The following is an 18382-nucleotide window of genomic DNA, read 5'->3' as shown; positions in this document are numbered from 1 at the left end:
GCAACGCAGCATTATAGTGAACGCGCGATGAGGATCAGGGGAGGAGAAACATGAGCGCCTCGGCCAAGGTAACGGTGCCCACACCGGCTGATATTCTTGCACGCAAAGGTGGCACGCCGCTGGTGTGTCTGACCGCCTATGCAACCCCTACCGCGCAGATGATGGATGCCCATTGCGACATCGTCTTGGTGGGTGACAGTGTGGGCATGGTGGTGCATGGCCTGCCCGACACCCTGGGCGTCACGATGGAGATGATGGAACTGCATGGCGCGGCGGTGAAACGCGGGCTCAAGCAGGCCATGATGGTCGTGGATATGCCGTTTGGATCCTACGAGGAAAGCCCCGAACAGGCGTTTCGCAACGCCGCGCGTCTGATGCGCGTCACCGGGGCGGCAGCGGTCAAGCTGGAAGGCGGGGTGACAATGGCCGACACGATCCGCTTCCTGACCAGCCGTTCGATCCCGGTCATGGCGCATGTCGGGTTGACGCCACAGGCCATCAACACGCTGGGCGGCTACAAGGTGCAGGGGCGCGGCGAAGACCGGGCCCGCGTGCTGGCGGATGCAAAGGCCGTAGAGGCGGCGGGCGCGTTCTCGGTCGTTCTGGAAAAAGTGCCAGAGGGCCTGTCGAACGAAATCACAATCGCGCTTTCGATCCCGACCATCGGCATCGGCGCGTCGGCGGGTTGCGATGGCCAGATCCTCGTGGTGGATGACATGCTGGGCCTGTTCACGGCATTCAAACCGAAATTCGCGAAACGCTATGCCACTTTGGGCGAGGAGGGTGAGAAGGCGATTGCTCACTACGCCAAAGAAGTGCGCGAACGCAGCTTCCCGGCCCCGGAGCATGTCTTTGCCGACGAGGTTGATACAAAATGAAGATCATTCGGTCGAAGGACGATCTGCGCACCCTGCGCCGCAGCTGGATCTTCAAAGGCGAACGCGTGGCCGTTGTGCCGACAATGGGCGCCCTTCACGCGGGACACCTGTCTTTGGTCGAGGTCGCGCGACAGCATGCCGATCGTGTCATCGTCACGATCTTCGTGAACCCCAAACAATTCAACAACCCCGATGATCTGGACAGATACCCCCGGACCGAAGAACAGGATGCCAAGAAACTGGCCCCCTACGCGGTCGATGCGCTCTATGTGCCGACCCCGGACCAGATCTATCCAGACGGGTTCGCCACCAATGTTCACGTTTCAGGTTTGACCGAGGATTTGGAGGGGGCCCATCGTCCTGGCCACTTCGACGGGGTGGCGACCGTGGTGGCAAAGCTGTTCCTGCAAACCCGCGCCGACGTGGCGTGTTTCGGTGAAAAAGACTATCAGCAGATGCTTCTGGTGCGCCGCTTGTCAGAAGATCTCGACATTGAAACCGAGGTCCTGGGCTGCCCGACCATCCGGGAAGAAGACGGCCTGGCAATGTCCTCGCGCAATGTACGCCTGTCAGCGCAGGACCGCGCGATTGCCCCGGCCCTGAAAGCCGAACTGGACCGCGCCGCCACAGCCATCCGCCGTGGAGCAGATAAACGAGTTGTGTTGAACAGTGCCAAGGCGCAGATCGAACGGGCAGGGTTTGATACGGTCGAGTACCTGGAACTGCGGGACGCCGCCGACCTGTCGCCAGTCACGGCATTGGACCGACCGGCACGGCTTCTGGTTGCGGCGACGCTGGGGGGTGTTCGCCTGATCGACAACATCCCGGTATAGTCGACCATAAAAGGGGCGTTGCCCCTCGCGGCTGCACCGCTCACCCCAGGATATTTTAGGCCAGAAGAAGCCTGATCCCGACGTGCTGTTTCTTCTGGCTGAAAATATCCCCGCCGGAGGCCTGAAATCGGCCGCGCATCGCGCGGCTTCCGTTAGCTGAGCAGTTCGCTCAGGACCAATGCCATCACGCCTGCGCTGTCAGTCATGTCGTCGACACCCACCCATTCATCCGGTTGGTGCGCGAGATCGAGGATGCCAGGCCCGTAGGCAATGCAATTTCTCAACTTGCCGATGCGGTCGATGTGTTTCTGATCATAGGTGCCAGGTGAAACCACGTAGGAGGGCTGCTGACCCAGCACCTTTTCGATCGCTGCGGCAGTCGTTGTCACCACCGGAGCGTCTTTTTCGGTCAAGGTCGGAATGACCTCGTGCATGTCGCGTATATCGTAGTCGAAGCTGGGACGCTCGGTGCGGATCTTTTCCAGCATTCGTGTCACTTCGGCTTTCACCTCGTCGATGTCTTCTTCCATCAGGAAACGACGATCGATGACAATGCGGCAGCGGTCTGCGACGCAGGGGGCAGGCAGGCCTGTATAGTCGGTTGCCTGTTCGCCTTCGCCGCCGTGGATCGAGTTGATGTTCAGCGTCGATTGCTTTGCGCCTTCCGGCACCACCGGCATGTCGGTCTGTTTCGACGCCAGAAGCGGGAACAGGTGGCGCTCCATCTCTTCCAGCACCGCACCCATGTGGCGGATCGCGGAATCTCCGAGGAAGGGCATCGAGCCATGGGCGATGCGTCCTTTGGTTTCGATCTCGGCCCACCAGACGCCGCGGTGGCCCAGGCAGATACGATCTTTGTTCAGCGGTTCCGGAATGATCACGTGCTGCACGCGATCGGGATCGAAATACCCTTTTTCGGCCAGATAGGCCACGCCGCCATAGCCACCCGATTCCTCGTCGGCTGTAGCGCTGATTTCCACCGCGCCCCTGTGATCCGGGTACCGCGCAACGAAGGCTTCGGCGGCGATGATTGACGCGGCAAGGCCACCTTTCATGTCACACGCACCACGCCCGTAAATGCGCCCGTTGTCCAGCTCACCTCCGAACGGGTCTTTGGTCCAGCCATGGCCCACCTCGACCACGTCATGGTGGCTGTTGAAATGGACACAGTCGCCGGGCGTGTCACCCTGATGCCGGGCGATGACGTTCCAGCGGGGGTAGTCGGTACAATCGCCCGGCGTGCCCTCGGCGCGTATCATTTCGACCGTCCAGCCCTGTTTCCCCATCCGTTCCGCGATGAACGAGCAGATTGCACGATAGTTCTGGCCAGGCGGGTTCAGGGTCGGGATGCGGATCAAATCTTGCGTCAGGGTGATCAGATCATCCTGACGGCGGGCGATTTCGGCAAGAAGGGGGTCTGTAGAACGGGCCATATTCAAAACCTAGGCGGCAAGATCGGGTCAGGCAATGGCTGACCGATGGCGAAAGATCATTTCGCCCGAGGCGTGAGCGAAATCTCTGTTGCGGGTCTTTAAATCGCGCTAAGCTCGGACTAATTGTAATGTTACAGTGATTAACTTTATTCCGAAAATTCGACAGGGTTGCCGGGATTTGGTGGAGCCGAGGAGGGCAAATGTCCAGTTTTGACAAGCAAATTCGCGAAAGCCAGGCGCAGGTTCAGGAAGCGCAGTCCAAGATTTCAGAGCTGACGACGCGGATCGAAACCGCGCGCGCCAAAGCTGCGGCGGGTGAGGATATCTCGATCGATATCGAGAACGCGACGCTGGAAGATGTCCATGCTCACACCGAGGCAATGAACGCCAACATTGCCGAGTTGATCATGGGGCTGGATGATGTGACGGCCGGGTTTTCCAAGGATTTCGATCAGATGCGGTCGAAGACCGGGTGGGAGACTTTTGTCGGTATGTTCTCGAAAGCCAAATCCGAGAGTCTGAGGCAGGAACGGATGCGAACCGCGTCGATTGACGACAAGCTGCAGGAGTTGATCGCGCAATCGGATAGTATCGTGAACCTGCTGGAAGGTCAGCTGGCGATGCTGAACGAGCAGAAGGAAAAGGTCGGCGAGAACCTGACCGCCACGCTGGACGAGCGTGAAATGACGGTGGGAGAACTGGAAACCCTGCGCGCCGACATTCTGGCGATGGACCCCAAGATCATCGAGCTTGAGGGCAAGATCGCCAACGAGCAAGACGCCGCCAAACGCACGCAGTTGGAAACTGAACTGGCCGACCTGAACAGCCAATACAACGAGATGGTGCAGGAAGAGCAAGTGAAGCTTGCCAAGTCGCAGACGCTGGAGCGCTATATCGAGAAGGGCAAGACCTGGGTCGACAGCTTGCAGAACCAGGCGGCGACGCAGATGGTGCTGATCAACAAGCTGCAGACAGACACAAAGCAGCGTGTGGTGCTGTATGATGCGCTGACCAAGTCGCTTAAGACCGCACAGCAGCAGGATGTGGCCCACCGCATCAACGAGATTGGCGTCGAGACCGATAAGGAAGCGCAAGCCGCGATGGCCGCGATTGGCACGGCAACGAACCAGCGCATGGCCGACATGATGGAAGCCCACGAAGATCAGATGGTCTTTGCCCGCGACGTGCTGGAGCAGAAAGCCAAGGCGGATGAGCGCTTCGCCCGCCGATTTGCCGAGATCGTCGAGAAGCACGATAAGAACTTGTATGGGGCTTAAGTGCGGTTCTCCTCGCAGCAGACCGTGCTAGTTCTTGTCTCGATCACGGTGATCTGGGCCGATCTGGTTTTCGTCTCCGGCCCGCTGGTTGAATGGAATACGAGCAGATCAGTAGAGCGCCTGTATCTGTTTGAGGTGGGTCTTATAGGACTACTCGTCGTAGTTAATCGTTGGATTGTTCGTACAATCTGGTTTGCCTATCGTGATGCACCTTGGATGAAACGGTATGTTGGGGCACTCCCCAATGCCTTTCGCGACTCATGGTATGCGCGGCACAATCGGTGGTTTTTGCATGTTGATGAACAGGGAAATGACAGGGATCTAGATGCCCAATAACATCAAAACCTCCGAACGCACATCCGCCGGTTTCGCCCCCCGCGACCACGCCGAACTGACGGACGCGCAGATCACGCGGCGCTATTTCTCGAAATTCGAGAGGATCACCGCGCATCTGGCCCGTGTGGCCGGGCAGATGGAGGTGGAGGGCAAGCTGACCCGCGACGAGGTGGAAGTGTTGGCCCGCTATGTCATCAAATTGGGTCTCAGCTTCAAGGCGCTGGCGAACAAGTATCACATGTCCGAAACGGCCTATGGGCTGGGTGCTGCAACGCTGACGTTTGATCGGCGCGACAGTGGGTTTCCGATTCATGCGGAGCTTCTGCAAATGGCATCGGATGCTGCACAGGCGGGCACGCATCTGAAAGGCATGGCCTCGGTTGAGGAGTTGAAAAGCCAGATGGTCAGCCAGATTGTCGGCGACCTGACTGTTCCGAAACAACTGCAATACGCGCTGTCTCAACGGCTCTATTACGAGGAACTGCAGCGCGGCGACCTGTTCTGGCCGCAGATGCATCCGGATGTGGTCTGGCGGCACAACAAGGGTGAAGGTCGCGACACCCGCCGTGTCTATCTGGCCCATTGGGCCGTCTATGACAGCGAAGTCAACCTACCCACCATCTATCTGATGGAGCTTGAGGACACTGGCCGCACCGCGCTGCCGAAAGACGAACGTCGCTGGCCGCAAGTGCAGTCGCATCTGATGGCGCAGTCGATGGCCGGCTTGCAGCTGGTCACCATCGCCACCGGGTTCGACAAGGATTTCGACGATCTGCACCCCAAACGCCTGCGCCGGTTCCATGTCGGCCCGATGTACAGCCACACCTTCACCCAGCAGACCGGCCCTCTGCGCGAAGTGCTGGCCGAGGCGAAAAGCCCGCCGGGCGAGGACTGGGCGCTGGCTTGGACCGTCGAAGAACTGAAAAGCCAAAGCGTCAAGGAAGAGAAATCCGGTTGGTTCGGCACGGTCGAACGAGAGATCTTCGCGCTGGACCCATTTGCCGGATCGGGGTCGAACATCGGCGCGACCAGCATGGAGCGCGCCATCATCATGCCCGCACGCCCCTTTCAGGTGCTGGCCGAGAAAAACCCGGCTGGCTTTCACGATGTGCGCAAATTTGTGGTCAGCCCCGGTGGCCGGGTGCTGTCATACCGTTGATTTAGGAGTGTTCAATGTCCCTTCCCGCAGATTTGATGGAGCTTCGCGAAGATGAAATCCGCGCGCATTATGGTGCTGCGGCCGGGCTTCTGGACGGGTTCGACCACACGCCGCGCATTGCCAAACCGAAGGAAGCTGCCCCCGCCGCTGAACGCAGCCCCGGCATTGCCCGCACGCGCCGCTTTCGTACCACCACGCCTGGACTTGTGACGCGGTCGACGGCCCGGCCGGAAGGCGTCCATCTGACCGAGCGGGTCGAGCGTTCTGACGGCGATGACCCGCTGGTCTCTCCGCTTCAGGCGACTGTCTTGCACGGGCTGCGCCGAGCGATTGCCGTTGCGCTGGCCGTAGGGGAAGGCTTTGCCGAGCAAACCGAACTTGCCGCGCTGCGTCGCGCCAATCTGGAGGGGCGGCTGGGCGCTGACAAATCCACCGCATTCTCCGAACTTCTGACTGCCGAGGCGCTGATCGTCCTGCATGTGTTCGCCAACGCGACCTCGTTCCTGCTGGCCGATCATGCCAGCGAAGCGGCGATCGAGGTCGGCGCGGTCGAAGAAATCCTGACAGACAACGCGCCGCTCGCCCTGAAAGGTGCGTTGTGGGAGTTGGATCAGGAGCTGGCCACTTTCGTGACGTCCGAAGACAAGCTGGTTCCCACAGTGCTCGCCTATGTCGAACAACTGATGGAAAAGGTCGCCCTGCGGGCCCAAACCGCCAGCCATCTTGGCCCGTTCACCTCGGCCAATTACCGGGTGGAAGCTGATGACCTGACCATTTCCGGCTTCACGCCCTCGCGCGCCCATCGCGGGTCGAAAATCACGATGACGTTCAAGAAACCGAACGAGGTCGTCGGCAACCACATCGCGAAATATCAGGCGATGAAGCTCAGCAAAATGCTGATGGCCTATGATTTCGACCGCAAGCTGAACCCGTTTGCCGAACTGGGCGGCTTCATCTTCACCTTCATGGGCGACGGCAAGCCGGGCACGGGTAAAACCACGCTGATCCAGATGATGGCTGGGTTGATCAACGATTACTGCGCGGTGGCAGGCTATCCGTTCCGGTATCAGAACTTCGGCATCGACAATATCGACAGCTATCAGGGCAAGTCGGGCCAGAACGCCAAGGCGTTTATCAACAATGTGCTTGACCCCAATGTGATTGGCTTTGGCACCGTGGATGACATCGACCAGATCGCGGGCAAACGCGGGGACCGGCAGTCATCAGCGGGTCAGCAAGAGGTCACGGCAGTGCTGATGGAAAGCTTCTCGGGCGCCAATACGGTGGTGCGCGGAAATTGCACCTTCGGCATGTTCTCGAACTATCCCGAGAACGTGGACGACGCCCTTCGCCAACGTGCGGGCGCACGGTTTCTGGTGGACGGGCCGCAGACGCGCGAGGATTATATCGACATCCTGCATCTTCTCATGGGCAAGAACCACGACATCCCGATGGGCGACCACGATCTTTACGCGGCGCAGGAGATCAAATCCGCCGTTGCCCGCAGCTTCGCCGCCCACGCGCGACCGCAGGAAGACGGGCTGCTGGAGGTCTTTGACCGGGTGCACGACAAGATCGGTGAGTTGGACAGCATCGCCAAGATGGGCACCTATCTGAAAGCCATTCAGGAGGCGGATGAACGCTTCACGGGTCGCTCGATCAAGAACATCACCGACGCGGTGAAAGTCCGCGCGATGGATTTCGAACTGCCCGATGAATGGATGGAAAACCCCGAGCTGTTTCTGATGAAAGACTATGACACCAAGAAAGCGATGATTGCCGAGCTGCGCGTGCCCATCACCACCGACATGGTGATCCAGGAAATCAACCGCTACGCCGATTCAGAATTCCGCTATGCCGACAAATCCGACGAGGCCGCGATTGAGGCGATGGTGCGGGACTTCACCCGTCAGGAAGAGGCGAAGAAGCGGTATTTGGAGGGGAAGTGAGTATCCGCCGAGACATAAGGGGCGCGTCCGACCCGAGGGTGGGCGTTCACGCCCGCCCTGTGGGGCGGGTCGGGCGTGACCCGGCGACAATCGCCGGGAGGGTTGTGTTGTGAGCGACGAGAAAACAAAACGTAACTCGATGTTTGCCAGTCCGTTATTGTGGGCAATCCTTGCTACTTTAGCGATGGTGGCATTTGGTCTTTGGGCAGCAAACCAAGAGGTTTGTGTTGTTGATTTTTGGGGCAACAAGTCTTGCAGTTCCACTAAATGGGAAGCATTTGTTCAAGCAACTCCCAATGAAGTTGGCGATACACTCGCAGGCTTTGCTGGTGCGCTTGCGTTTGTCTGGTTGATTGCAACGGTTGTTTTGCAAGGACAGGAGTTAAGAGAGCAGCGCCAAGAGTTCGAAAAAATGGCGGACGCTCAGAACAAGCAGGCAATGATATTGGAGAAGGAACAAAAGTTTCGGGAAGCGCAGGCCGCTGACTATACAATGGATCAAGTCCTGCGCACCATATCGCTGCTCGTTTTGGAAATGTATGAATACGCTTCCCCTATTGTTCGCATACTTGAGGACTTTGATCCTGAAGAAGAAAAGAAACGTGTGAAGAATGGCGAATTAGAAACTGTGATACCCGAACTTGTCAAAAGGCTAGATTCAGATCTTTCGTTTTTCTGCAACCCACCGGAAAACAGCCGCTCCGCAATCAACGAAATAGTGGGGCAAGCGGCGGGTTACTATACTCAAATATTTCCAGTTGAAGACAAGCTCAGTGGAGCGAAGCAAATTTGGTTGGTGAACAATGGTGCCAAAGAACTCGAAGGCCAATTGTTGCTTATCAGGCATGAGTTAGCGAAAGAGAATAAATGAAACGCCTCATCCAACGCGGTCTCATGTTTGGCAACCTGATCCGGGTCGACAGCCCGGCGCTGATCGAGCGGTATAACCGGGCGCTGCACTCGCTCGCGGGTAAGCGCACGAAGCTGACCGAATTCCACATCGACATTTCCGGTTTCTCGCCTGAGATCGGCGAGGAGTTCAAAGACCCGCTCTACCTCAACCCCAATGGCTGCAACCGGCAGTTCATCATACTGACGGTGGACCAGAAGACCGCGCCATTGCTCAATGCCATGTTCTCGACCTCGCGCGGGATTTTGCGGCGGTACATCGCGGATAACGAGGCGAAGCTTTTTGCGCTGACCGCCCATGACGCCGTGGCGGGCGAGTTGATGAACTCGGTCTATGACATCTCGGATCCCGAACGGCTTTTCGACATCCGCAAGATAACGATCGAGGCGGATACGACGCAAAGCCATGTCAAGAACGCCCGCCTTCTGGCCGACAAGATCGACCGGTTCCAGACCGAAGAAAATGCGTGGTTCGATGACGACCTGATCGCCGAGATGATCGAACTGGCGCGTGAAACCGGGGACGTGACCAAGGTGCCCGTCGATCTGGGCGTGCAGGAATACGAGCAGGGCAATTTCTGGACCGCTCATTTCGGCGGGCTTTACATCTTCCGCGACGTGGAAAACCCGGCGGTGATCGTGTCGGGCGACAAGACGCGTGTGACCCTGCCGCCATCCATCAAGGTGCTGGACACGACCGAGACGAACCGGCTGGCGGGGTTCCTTATCCGCAATGACCTTGTCGAACCCGTCGTAAAGGAACGCGGCGACAGCGGCGCGGCAATTCTGCGCCAGAAGATGGAGTTCATTCTGGTCGATGCCGCCACCAATGCGGGGCTTGATCTGGGCGATATGTCCTCGCGCACCTTGCGCCATGTGGCGCAACGCATGGGGGCACATCTGCCTGACGCGTTTCGCGGACTGGCCGCCATGGTGCGCTGGGCCGAAGCCGGCGGGCAATGGCCGCGGATCGACAGCCGCCACTCGGCCTATTTCTATACCTTGCGCGCGCGTCCTGATCATCCCGACCGCGACCTGATCAACCGGCTGCTGTCCGAACTGGCCCCGATGGATTTCCGCCAGCTTTTCATCTGCCACAAAGAGCTTTTCTATGCTTCCTACGCCACATGGCCCGATGAAAAGCGCGCTTTTGTGGCAGAATTCCTGCATCGTGATTATATGGCAAACAAGGCCGGTGCGCGCGAGGCGCTGTTTGGCGGGCGCAAAGACCCGTTGAAAGTGCCACGTCACGCCCGCAAAAAGACCCGCGACGACATTATCGAGATTGTCGGCCCATGGGGCGCTGTGAACAGGAGGTAACGATGGGATTGGTGCGACTTGTCATGTTTGGGTTTATCGGGCTCAGCGTCGTCTATGTGCTGGTCAGTCTGTACTCGCGGTCCGTGCGGCTGGAAAAACTGGAAAACCAGTGGGCCGAGGAGCACCCAGATGGCGATGAAACCGATCGCGAGGCGTGGTTGCAACAGGGGATGGAAGATTACAAGAAAAGCTTCCGGCCCAAGCTGATCCTGCTGGTTTACGTCATCCCGGCGCTGTTCGTGCTGATGTCTCTTATCCTAATCAACTGAGGTTCCCCATGCGCCGTTTTCGTACCATCATCCGCAGCCTGATTTTCCTGATCCTGTTCGGCGTGTTCCACTATGTTCTGCCGCAGCATGACGTGGTGCGGGTGGTCAACACTTATCAGGAACGGCAGGATCTCGGGGACTGGACCCGGATTTTCTGGGCAAAACCGGATGACCAATCCGCGACCCTGGTCAACCGCGATGTGCAGTTCATTCAGACCAGAAAGAAGAAAACCTATCTTCTGGGGTTCATTCGCACCGACGCGGAAGAGGTCATGGTGTATCGCAACGAAGACACCGGCTGGGGCTGGCCTTTCTATTTCAAGTTCGACACCGCCAATCTGCAGACCGAGGCGGACGACCTGCAATCCACCGCCGAGAACCCGAAATGGGCGGTGATGACGCATTACGGGTGGCGCAACGAGCTGATTTCGGCCTTCCCCAACGCAGTGGCGATCCGGCCCGTCGCAAGCCCGGACGTGACCATCATCCCGTGGTTCAACATCCTGTTCTTCATCGTGCTTGCCGCCATCGTCGGCTTCGTGCGCGCCCTGTGGCGGCAGTTCCGCGAACGCTCGATTGATCCGGCACTGGAAGATGCGGGCGAGGCATGGGACGCCGTGGACGAACGTGCGGACGCGGCGCGGGGCCGGTTCTCGCGCTGGCTCGGGTCCTGGCGCAAGAAGTGATGCAATGGAAAACGCCGCGCAAGGGTGCTGCGCGGCGTTTCTTCTCAGTTGGCGTTCATTCGCCGTAAGGCACCCAGATCGTCTTGACCTCGGTCGCATGGGCCAGAAATTCACGGCCTTCGCCTGCTGGCCCAAACCAATCCCGCGCTTTCGCGTTGTTCACCCATGTGCGTTTCAGGTTACCCGCGCTTTCGCCTTCCACAATGGCTGAAATGTCCGCACCGGACTGCGTCCAGACCGCATCCACGCCCAAATGGCCCGCTAAGGGCGCCGCCAGTTCCGCGTGGTTGCCGGTGACGATGTTCACCACACCTGCAGGTACATCGGATGTGTCGAGCACCTGATAGAAGTCGGTCGCGGCCAGCGGGAACGGCTCGCTTGCCGCCAGCACCACACGGTTGCCCATTGCGATCGACGGTGCCATCATTGAGACAAGACCCAGAAGCGGCGCTTCATCAGGGCAGAAGCCGCCGATCACGCCGACCGGTTCGTGCATCGCCAGCGCCACGCCTCGCATTGGCACGGGCTTGGCCGCACCGTCATACTTGTCGGCCCAGGCCGCATAGGTGAAGAGGCGGCTGATGGCGGCGTCGACCTCTTTCGCCCCATTGCGTCCGCCTATCATGGCGTCAATGCGCGCGGCAAATTCGCCAGATCGGGCCGAGAGGTTCTCGCCGATGTAATACAGGATCTGCGCGCGCAGGTGGCCGGTGGTCTTGGACCAGCCCGCCGCTGTATGGGCTGCTTCGACGGCGTTGCGGATATCCTTGCGGTTGGCAACGCCCACATGGCCCAGAAGGTCGCCCTGTTTCGACCAGACCGCTTGGCTATAGCCGCCATCGGGGCGCGCCTGTTTGCCGCCGATATAGAATTTTGCGGTGCGGTCCAGCGCGTCGACCTTGGCTTCTTTCGGCGCGGGGAAGGCGGCGATGGGTTTCAGTGCCTTCACCGCTCCGCGCGGCTTGGTATAGGCTTGCAAGCCTTCCCAGCCGCCTTCGCGACCAAACCCGCTTTCGCGCACACCGCCAAACCCGGCGGCGGCGTCGAACATGTTGGTGCCGTTCACCCAGACCACGCCCGACGCCAGTTTCGGCGCGATGTCCAGCGTCAGGTTCACATTCTCGCTCCACACCGTGGCGGCCAGACCGTAGCGCGTGTTGTTTGCGATCTCGACTGCTTCGGCGGGGGTGCGGAAGGTGGTGGCGGCCAGAACCGGACCGAAGATCTCTTCCTGCATCAGCGAGGATGCGGGCGACAGCCCTGTGATCAGCGTGGGCGGATAGAAACACCCCGCTGTAGGGATCGGGCAGGGGGCTTGGTACAGCTCTCCGTCACCTGCGCCTGCGTCGACCAGTTCAGTGATCCGCTTGTGTTGCACCGGGTCAACCACGGCACCAACGTCGATGGATTTGTCCAGCGGGTCGCCCATGCGCAGTTTGTCCATCCGGGCGCGCAGCTTGGCATAGAACCGATCCGCGATGCCTTCCTGCACGATCAGGCGTGAACCGGCGCAGCAGACCTGTCCCTGATTGAACCAGATCGCGTCGACCAGACCCTCGACGGCAGAATCCAGATCGGCGTCGTCAAAGACGATGTAAGGCGATTTGCCCCCAAGCTCCAGCGTCAACGACTTGCCAGACCCCGCCGTTTCACGCCGGATCACGCGGCCCACCTCGGTCGAGCCGGTGAAGGCGATCTTGTCGACCTCTTCATGGGTCACGATGGCTTCACCCACCCGGCCGTCGCCGGTGACGATGTTGACGACGCCTTTTGGCAAGCCTGCTTCCTCGCATATCTGCGCGAACAGAAGCGCGGTCAGAGACGTGTATTCGGCGGGCTTCAGAACCACCGCATTGCCCATCGCAATCGCGGGCGCGATTTTCCACGACAGCATCAGAAGCGGGAAGTTCCACGGGATGATCTGGCCGCAGACGCCCAAAGCCTCGCGGTCGGGAAGTTCGGCATCCTGCAACTGCGCCATGCCGGCGTGGTAGTAGAAATGGCGCGCAACCAACGGGATGTCGATGTCGCGGGATTCGCGGATCGGCTTGCCGTTGTCGAGTGTTTCCAGCACCGCAAACAGGCGCGAATGTTTCTGCACCAGACGCGCCAGAGCATAGAGGTATTTCGCCCGCTCATGCCCGGACAACGCGGCCCATTTACGCTGCGCCTTGCGCGCCGCGGACACGGCGGCATCCACATCGTCAGGGGTGGCTTGCGTGAGCTGCGCCAGCACCTCGCCGGTGGCGGGGTTCTTGCTGTCGAACAGATCGCCCGGCGCGGTCATCTTGCCGCCGATGTAAAGGCCAAACTTGCCGTCACGGTCGGCAATCCACGAAAGCGCCTCTTTCGCGCTTTCCGGCGCGGGGCCGTAATCCATGGTCTCGAAGATCTCTTTCACGGTCATGTCAGTGTCCTTAGCCCATCGGGTGGCGGTAGGTGGCCGAGTAATGGCCTGTCACGTGGTGTTCCAACTGGCGCTCGATATCGCCCAGAAGCGAGCTGGCGCCGAAGCGAAACAGCTCGGGTGTCAGCCAGTCATCGCCCAGCTCTTCCTTGATCAGCGCCAGATAGGTCAGGGCGTCCTTGGCCTTGGAAATGCCGCCAGCGGGCTTATAGCCCACCTGATACCCGGTGGCTTCGTAATAGTCGCGGATCGCGCGGATCATCACCAGGCTGACGGGCAGGGTCGCGTTCACGCTTTCCTTGCCGGTTGAGGTCTTGATGAAATCAGCCCCCGCCATCATGCAGACCAGCGAGGCGCGCGCGACGTTGCGCAGGCTGCCCAGTTCACCAGTCGCCAGAATGGCTTTCACATGCGCGTCACCGCAGGCTTCGCGGAAATCGCGCATCTCGTCATAAAGCGCCTGCCAGTTGCCGGTCAGCACGTGCTGGCGCGAGATCACGATGTCAATCTCGGACGCGCCAGCGCGCACGCTTTCACGGATTTCCTCGACCCGCAGGTGATAGGGGCTCAGGCCCGCCGGAAATCCCGTCGATACGGCGGCGACCGGCAAGCTGACTCCCATGTGTTTCAGGGTCTCGACCGCGGTGGGGATCATGTCGTGGTAAACACAGACGGCACCGGTGGTGATGGCGTCGACGCCTAGCGCCTGCATGATTTCCGGGCGTACGGGGTGCGCGGCCTTTGCACACAGGCGGCGCACGCGCCCGGGCGTATCGTCACCCGCAAGCGTGGTCAGGTCGATCATGGTGATGGCTTTCAGAAGCCACGCGGCCTGATGTTCCTTTTTGACGCTGCGCCGCCCCGGTAGGGTCGCACAGCGGCGTTCGATGGCGGACGTGTTGGCTTGGACAGCACGCACCCAGTTCATGTCCAGCGCCATGCCCGGATTGCGGGCAGGGGTCACTTGCGGCAATTGCGCCGTGTCCCGATCCCGTTTCGAGGTGCGGGTTGATGTCTGTTCGCTTTGCACGGATTTCCCTCGGATTGGTCCAGTGGCCTTAGTTACGTCACGTTCGCATGTGGCTTGGGAATTGGCAATATTCAGGGTGGCAAGCGGCCTTCACGTCAATCCCGCCGACATATTGACGAAACATCACGTCGTTTTCACGGATGTTGCCGGATGGATGCGACGATCCGCGCTCTCGGATTGTTGAAAAAACCGGTCGCCTCGCAAGGAGTTGTCACCCCGTGTCGGATGCGCTTAGGATGCTGCATCGGTGATTGCCCGAGAGCTGAGTCTTTCGCGGGACGATAGAATACCGTTCAGGGCATCACCCCTGATATCTGACTAGGGAGAACCTTCATGAAATTTACAATCAAAGCAGCCCTTCTGTGTTCGGCGTTTGCGGTCGCAGGCCCGGCTATGGCTGCGGGCACCCACCCGGTGACGGGCGAGGCGCTGGCAGACAGCCAGACCTATACCTATCGTATGCTGGATGACGTGAAGTCGTTCGATCCGCAAATCAACACCGACGTGGAAGGGTCGCATATCCTGCGTGACCTGTTCGAAGGTCTGGTGAACTCGGACCCGCAGGGCAATTCGGTTCCCGGTGCGGCCGAAAGCTGGGAAGTTTCGGAAGACGGCTTGACCTATACCTTCAAGCTGCGCGATGCCAAGTGGTCGAACGGCGACCCGGTGACCGCAGGTGACTTCGTCTATGCCTGGCGCCGTCTGGCCGATCCGGCCACAGCATCGGAATACGCCTGGTACATGGAACTGATGGGCGTTGAAAACGCGACCAAGATCGTCGCAGGCGAAGCCGAGGTTGACACGCTGGGCGTGACCGCCGTTGACGACAAGACCCTTGAGGTCAAGATCGACGCGCCGCGCCCCTATTTCCCCGGCATGCTGACCCACGCGTCGACCTTTCCGGTGAACCAGAAAGTCCTTGAAGCGCACGGCAACGACTGGACCAAGCCCGGCAATCTGGTGGGTAATGGTGCCTATGTCCTGACCGACTATGTGCCCGGCGTGAAAGTCGTGCGCGAGCGGAACCCGATGTACTGGGACAATGACAACACGATCCTCGAAACCGTGACCGCGCTTGTCATCAACGACGAGAATATCGCCCTGACCCGTTACGACGCAGGCGAGGTGGACAAGACCGAAGTTCCCGCAGGCCAGTATCCGGCGCTGAAGGAAAAACTGCCGGACGAGACATATTCGACGCCGCGGTCGTGCTCCTATATCTACATGTTCAACCTGGGTGAAAACGGCCCCGAAGCCCTGAAGGACGTGCGCGTTCGCAAGGCAATGTCCTATGCGCTGAACCGCGATGTGATCGTGAACAACATCCTGAAAGGCGGCCAGTATCCGTCCTATAACTGGACGCACCAGAAAACTGCCGGGTTCGAAATGCCGGACATCGAGTATGCGACCTGGACCCAGGAAGAGCGTGAAGCCAAGGCCAAGGAACTGCTGGCAGAAGCCGGGTACGGCGAAGGCGGCAAGCCGCTTGAGCTGACGCTGAACTACAACACCTCGGAAGCCCACAAGAAGATCGCCATCGCGGCTTCGCAGATGTGGAAGCAGACGCTGGGTGCAAACGTGACCCTGGCGAACTTCGAATGGAAGGTTCACCTGGACAAGCTGCGCAACGGCGATTTCGGCATGGCCCGCTATGCATGGTGCGGTGACTATAACGAACCGTCGACCTATACCGATCTGTTCACCACGACCTCGGGGCACAACAACGGCAAATTCTCGAACGAGAAGTATGATGAACTGGCAAAAGCAGCCAAGACATCGGACAACCCCGCCGAGGAATACAAGCAGATGGAGCAGATCCTGGCCGACGAAATGCCGATCGTTCCGGTGTATCAATACACCAACGTGGTCATGGTCAAACCGGATCTGAAGGGATATCCGTTTGAAGATCTGATGAACAACATCTATTCCCGCCGGATGTACAAGGTGGCTGAATAAGCCTGACCTGTTCAAATCTAATCGGGGCTGGCCCGGGCAACCGGGCCGCCCACCCAAAAGCGGGGCTTTCACATGCTGGGTTTTGTTATTCGTCGCGTCGCGATGGCCGTACCAGTCATCCTGATCCTGATCGTTTTCTCCTTCGTCCTGATGCGCGCCGCGCCCGGTGGGCCGTTCACGAAAGAACGCGCGCTGCCGCCGGTGGTGCTGGAAAACATCAACGCTAAATACGGGCTTGATGACCCGTTTCTTGTGCAGATCGGGACGTATCTGAAAAACATCCTGTTCCATTTCGATTTCGGACCGAGCTTCGTCTATCAGGATCGAACGGTGAACCAGATCATCGCGGACGGGTTTCCCGTGACGCTGACATACGGGTTCTGGACCTTCGTGTTTGCGGTTCTGGTCGGGGGTGCGCTGGGCATCGTTGCCGCGTTGAAACAGAACACCTGGATCGACTATCTGGCGGTCGGGTTTTCCATCGGGGCGCAGGCGCTGCCCAACTTCATCATGGCGCCCATTCTTGTGCTTGTCTTTACGCTCTGGCTGGGCTGGCTGCCCGGTGGCGGCTGGTGGGGCGGGCCGGGGGACCCGAACTCCTATACCTCATACCTGATTATGCCGGTGATTGCGCTGGCGACATCTTACCTTGCGTCGATTGCGCGACTCACGCGATCGTCGATGCTTGAGGTGATGAACTCGAACTTCATTCGCACCGCGCGGGCCAAGGGCTTGCCGGACCGCACGATCATCCTGCGTCATACGCTGAAACCGGCGCTGATTCCGGTGATTTCCTATCTGGGGCCGGCCTTTGTCGGCATGATCACCGGGTCGGTCGTGGTGGATATGTTCCTGTCCACGGGCGGCATCGGCAAGGATTTCGTGCAAGCTGCGCTGAACCGCGATTATTCGGTGATCATGGGGATCACCATTCTGGTCGGGATGCTGACCATCATGTTCAACTTGCTGGTGGACGTGCTTTACGCATGGATCGACCCGCGGATTCGGTACTGAGGGGGCACGCACATGACACATGTCACAAACGTGGAAACCGCCGAAGTCGTCAAGGGCCGCTCGCTGTGGCAAGACGCGCGGGCCCGGTTCTTTCGCAACAAGGCTGCAGTTGCGTCGATGATCGTCCTGATCCTCGTCTCGCTGTTCGCGCTGTTCGGCGGGATGCTGACGCCCTGGTCCAATGAAGAGATCGACTGGAACCTGATGGGCGACGTACGCACGTTGGGTGGGCCGTCGTTCGAAACCAAGCACTATTTCGGGCTGGACCCGCTGGGGCGCGACCTTTATGCGCGCGTCGTGCAGGGAACGCAGATCTCGCTGATGATCGGTATTGTCGGCGCGCTGATTTCGGTGATCGTCGGCACCCTTTATGGTGCCACTGCCGGGTTCATCGGTGGGCGGCTGGACAACATCATGATGCGGATCGTCGATATCCTGATGGCGATCCCCTATATGTTCGTGCTGATCCTGCTTCTGGTGGTGTTCGGGCGGTCGATCTTCATGCTGTTCGTCGGAATCGGCCTGATCTCGTGGCTGGACATGGCGCGGATTGCGCGGGGCCAGACCCTGTCGATCAAGAACAAGGAATTCGTCGAAGCCGCGATTGCCACCGGCGTGTCCACACCGAAGATCATCATCCGCCACATCGTGCCGAACCTGCTGGGCGTCGTCATCGTCTATGCCACACTTCTGGTGCCGTCGATGATCATGTTCGAAAGTTTCATTTCGTTCCTTGGGCTGGGTGTGCAGGAACCCCTGACCAGCTGGGGCGCGCTGATCAACGAAGGGGCAGGGCAAATGCGCTATGGCACCCTTTGGATGCTGGGCTTCCCGCTGTTCTTCTTCCTGATCTCGCTTTTTGCTTTCTTTTTCTTCGGTGACGGTCTGCGCGATGCGCTGGACCCGAAAGACCGATAGGGGTTTCG

General features: G+C 59.4%; 15 protein-coding genes. 12 read left to right on the top strand and 3 right to left on the bottom strand.

Annotated elements, in window-relative coordinates; translation table 11 throughout:
• Positions 1 to 50: 50 nt before the first annotated feature.
• Complete coding sequence (gene panB, locus IE188_RS10820) at positions 51 to 878, top strand: 3-methyl-2-oxobutanoate hydroxymethyltransferase (RefSeq protein ID WP_191286507.1); 828 nt, start codon at positions 51 to 53, stop codon at positions 876 to 878.
• Positions 875 to 1711, top strand: a complete 837-nt coding sequence (gene panC / locus IE188_RS10815; protein ID WP_191286506.1) for a pantoate--beta-alanine ligase — start codon at positions 875 to 877, stop codon at positions 1709 to 1711. The genes panB and panC overlap by 4 nt, the downstream gene beginning before the upstream one ends.
• Positions 1712 to 1863: 152 nt before the next feature.
• On the opposite strand, the gene IE188_RS10810 is transcribed toward panC, so the two are convergent.
• Positions 1864 to 3144: an acetylornithine deacetylase/succinyl-diaminopimelate desuccinylase family protein gene (locus IE188_RS10810; protein WP_191286505.1), complete on the bottom strand. Its 1281-nt coding sequence runs from the start codon at positions 3142 to 3144 to the stop codon at positions 1864 to 1866.
• 200 nt (positions 3145 to 3344) lie between these two features.
• Here IE188_RS10810 and IE188_RS10805 point away from each other — a divergent pair, with 200 nt between their 5' ends.
• From IE188_RS10805 to IE188_RS10775, 7 genes are all read left to right on the top strand, one after another.
• The gene (locus IE188_RS10805; RefSeq protein WP_191286504.1) at positions 3345 to 4421 is read left to right on the top strand and encodes a coiled-coil domain-containing protein; all 1077 of its coding nucleotides are present in this window, start codon (positions 3345 to 3347) and stop codon (positions 4419 to 4421) included.
• 325 nt (positions 4422 to 4746) lie between these two features.
• A complete protein-coding gene (locus IE188_RS10800) occupies positions 4747 to 5916 on the top strand; it encodes a hypothetical protein (protein WP_191286503.1) in 1170 nt (389 codons plus the stop codon).
• Between the two features lie 14 nt (positions 5917 to 5930).
• Entirely contained in the window at positions 5931 to 7865 is a 1935-nt protein-coding gene (locus IE188_RS10795) for an AAA family ATPase (protein WP_191286502.1), read from the top strand.
• Between the two features lie 109 nt (positions 7866 to 7974).
• A complete protein-coding gene (locus tag IE188_RS10790; RefSeq protein ID WP_191286501.1) occupies positions 7975 to 8736 on the top strand; it encodes a hypothetical protein in 762 nt (253 codons plus the stop codon).
• Positions 8733 to 10094 (top strand): DUF6638 family protein, encoded by a 1362-nt coding sequence (locus tag IE188_RS10785; RefSeq protein WP_191286500.1) that lies wholly within the window; start codon positions 8733 to 8735, stop codon positions 10092 to 10094. The genes IE188_RS10790 and IE188_RS10785 overlap by 4 nt, the downstream gene beginning before the upstream one ends.
• A gap of 2 nt (positions 10095 to 10096) precedes the next feature.
• On the top strand, positions 10097 to 10363 hold the full coding sequence (locus IE188_RS10780) for a hypothetical protein (RefSeq protein ID WP_191286499.1): 267 nt from the start codon (positions 10097 to 10099) through the stop codon (positions 10361 to 10363).
• A gap of 8 nt (positions 10364 to 10371) precedes the next feature.
• Complete coding sequence (locus IE188_RS10775; RefSeq protein WP_191286498.1) at positions 10372 to 11049, top strand: DUF1523 family protein; 678 nt, start codon at positions 10372 to 10374, stop codon at positions 11047 to 11049.
• 55 nt (positions 11050 to 11104) lie between these two features.
• Here IE188_RS10775 and IE188_RS10770 read toward each other — a convergent pair whose 3' ends face one another.
• Positions 11105 to 13456 (bottom strand): aldehyde dehydrogenase family protein, encoded by a 2352-nt coding sequence (locus IE188_RS10770; RefSeq protein WP_191286497.1) that lies wholly within the window; start codon positions 13454 to 13456, stop codon positions 11105 to 11107.
• A 10-nt stretch (positions 13457 to 13466) separates the two neighbouring features.
• On the bottom strand, positions 13467 to 14486 hold the full coding sequence (gene deoC / locus IE188_RS10765; RefSeq protein WP_229836737.1) for a deoxyribose-phosphate aldolase: 1020 nt from the start codon (positions 14484 to 14486) through the stop codon (positions 13467 to 13469).
• Positions 14487 to 14819: 333 nt separating this feature from the next.
• Between deoC and IE188_RS10760 the strand changes: the two genes are divergently transcribed.
• From IE188_RS10760 to IE188_RS10750, 3 genes are all read left to right on the top strand, one after another.
• The gene (locus IE188_RS10760) at positions 14820 to 16442 is read left to right on the top strand and encodes a peptide ABC transporter substrate-binding protein (protein WP_191286496.1); all 1623 of its coding nucleotides are present in this window, start codon (positions 14820 to 14822) and stop codon (positions 16440 to 16442) included.
• 72 nt (positions 16443 to 16514) lie between these two features.
• Complete coding sequence (gene oppB / locus IE188_RS10755; RefSeq protein ID WP_191286495.1) at positions 16515 to 17456, top strand: oligopeptide ABC transporter permease OppB; 942 nt, start codon at positions 16515 to 16517, stop codon at positions 17454 to 17456.
• 12 nt (positions 17457 to 17468) lie between these two features.
• A complete protein-coding gene (locus tag IE188_RS10750; RefSeq protein WP_191286494.1) occupies positions 17469 to 18374 on the top strand; it encodes an ABC transporter permease subunit in 906 nt (301 codons plus the stop codon).
• Positions 18375 to 18382 lie beyond the last annotated feature (8 nt).

It is taken from the genome of Aliiroseovarius zhejiangensis (assembly GCF_014656375.1).
In the GTDB taxonomy this organism is placed as follows: domain Bacteria; phylum Pseudomonadota; class Alphaproteobacteria; order Rhodobacterales; family Rhodobacteraceae; genus Aliiroseovarius; species Aliiroseovarius zhejiangensis.
Note: the sequence above shows the minus strand (reverse complement) of the source record. Positions and strands in the feature narration are given on the sequence as shown.

What these genes read in the sequence shown, in the direction of transcription:
- IE188_RS10800 (WP_191286503.1), top strand. Translation starts at nt 4,747, where the DNA reads ATGCCCAATAACATCAAAACCTCCGAACGCACATCCGCCGGTTTCGCC.
- panC (WP_191286506.1), top strand. Translation starts at nt 875, where the DNA reads ATGAAGATCATTCGGTCGAAGGACGATCTGCGCACCCTGCGCCGCAGC.
- IE188_RS10750 (WP_191286494.1), top strand. Translation starts at nt 17,469, where the DNA reads ATGACACATGTCACAAACGTGGAAACCGCCGAAGTCGTCAAGGGCCGC.
- IE188_RS10785 (WP_191286500.1), top strand. Translation starts at nt 8,733, where the DNA reads ATGAAACGCCTCATCCAACGCGGTCTCATGTTTGGCAACCTGATCCGG.
- IE188_RS10760 (WP_191286496.1), top strand. Translation starts at nt 14,820, where the DNA reads ATGAAATTTACAATCAAAGCAGCCCTTCTGTGTTCGGCGTTTGCGGTC.
- IE188_RS10770 (WP_191286497.1), bottom strand. Translation starts at nt 13,456, where the DNA reads ATGACCGTGAAAGAGATCTTCGAGACCATGGATTACGGCCCCGCGCCG.
- IE188_RS10795 (WP_191286502.1), top strand. Translation starts at nt 5,931, where the DNA reads ATGTCCCTTCCCGCAGATTTGATGGAGCTTCGCGAAGATGAAATCCGC.
- IE188_RS10805 (WP_191286504.1), top strand. Translation starts at nt 3,345, where the DNA reads ATGTCCAGTTTTGACAAGCAAATTCGCGAAAGCCAGGCGCAGGTTCAG.
- IE188_RS10780 (WP_191286499.1), top strand. Translation starts at nt 10,097, where the DNA reads ATGGGATTGGTGCGACTTGTCATGTTTGGGTTTATCGGGCTCAGCGTC.
- panB (WP_191286507.1), top strand. Translation starts at nt 51, where the DNA reads ATGAGCGCCTCGGCCAAGGTAACGGTGCCCACACCGGCTGATATTCTT.
- IE188_RS10775 (WP_191286498.1), top strand. Translation starts at nt 10,372, where the DNA reads ATGCGCCGTTTTCGTACCATCATCCGCAGCCTGATTTTCCTGATCCTG.
- IE188_RS10810 (WP_191286505.1), bottom strand. Translation starts at nt 3,144, where the DNA reads ATGGCCCGTTCTACAGACCCCCTTCTTGCCGAAATCGCCCGCCGTCAG.
- oppB (WP_191286495.1), top strand. Translation starts at nt 16,515, where the DNA reads ATGCTGGGTTTTGTTATTCGTCGCGTCGCGATGGCCGTACCAGTCATC.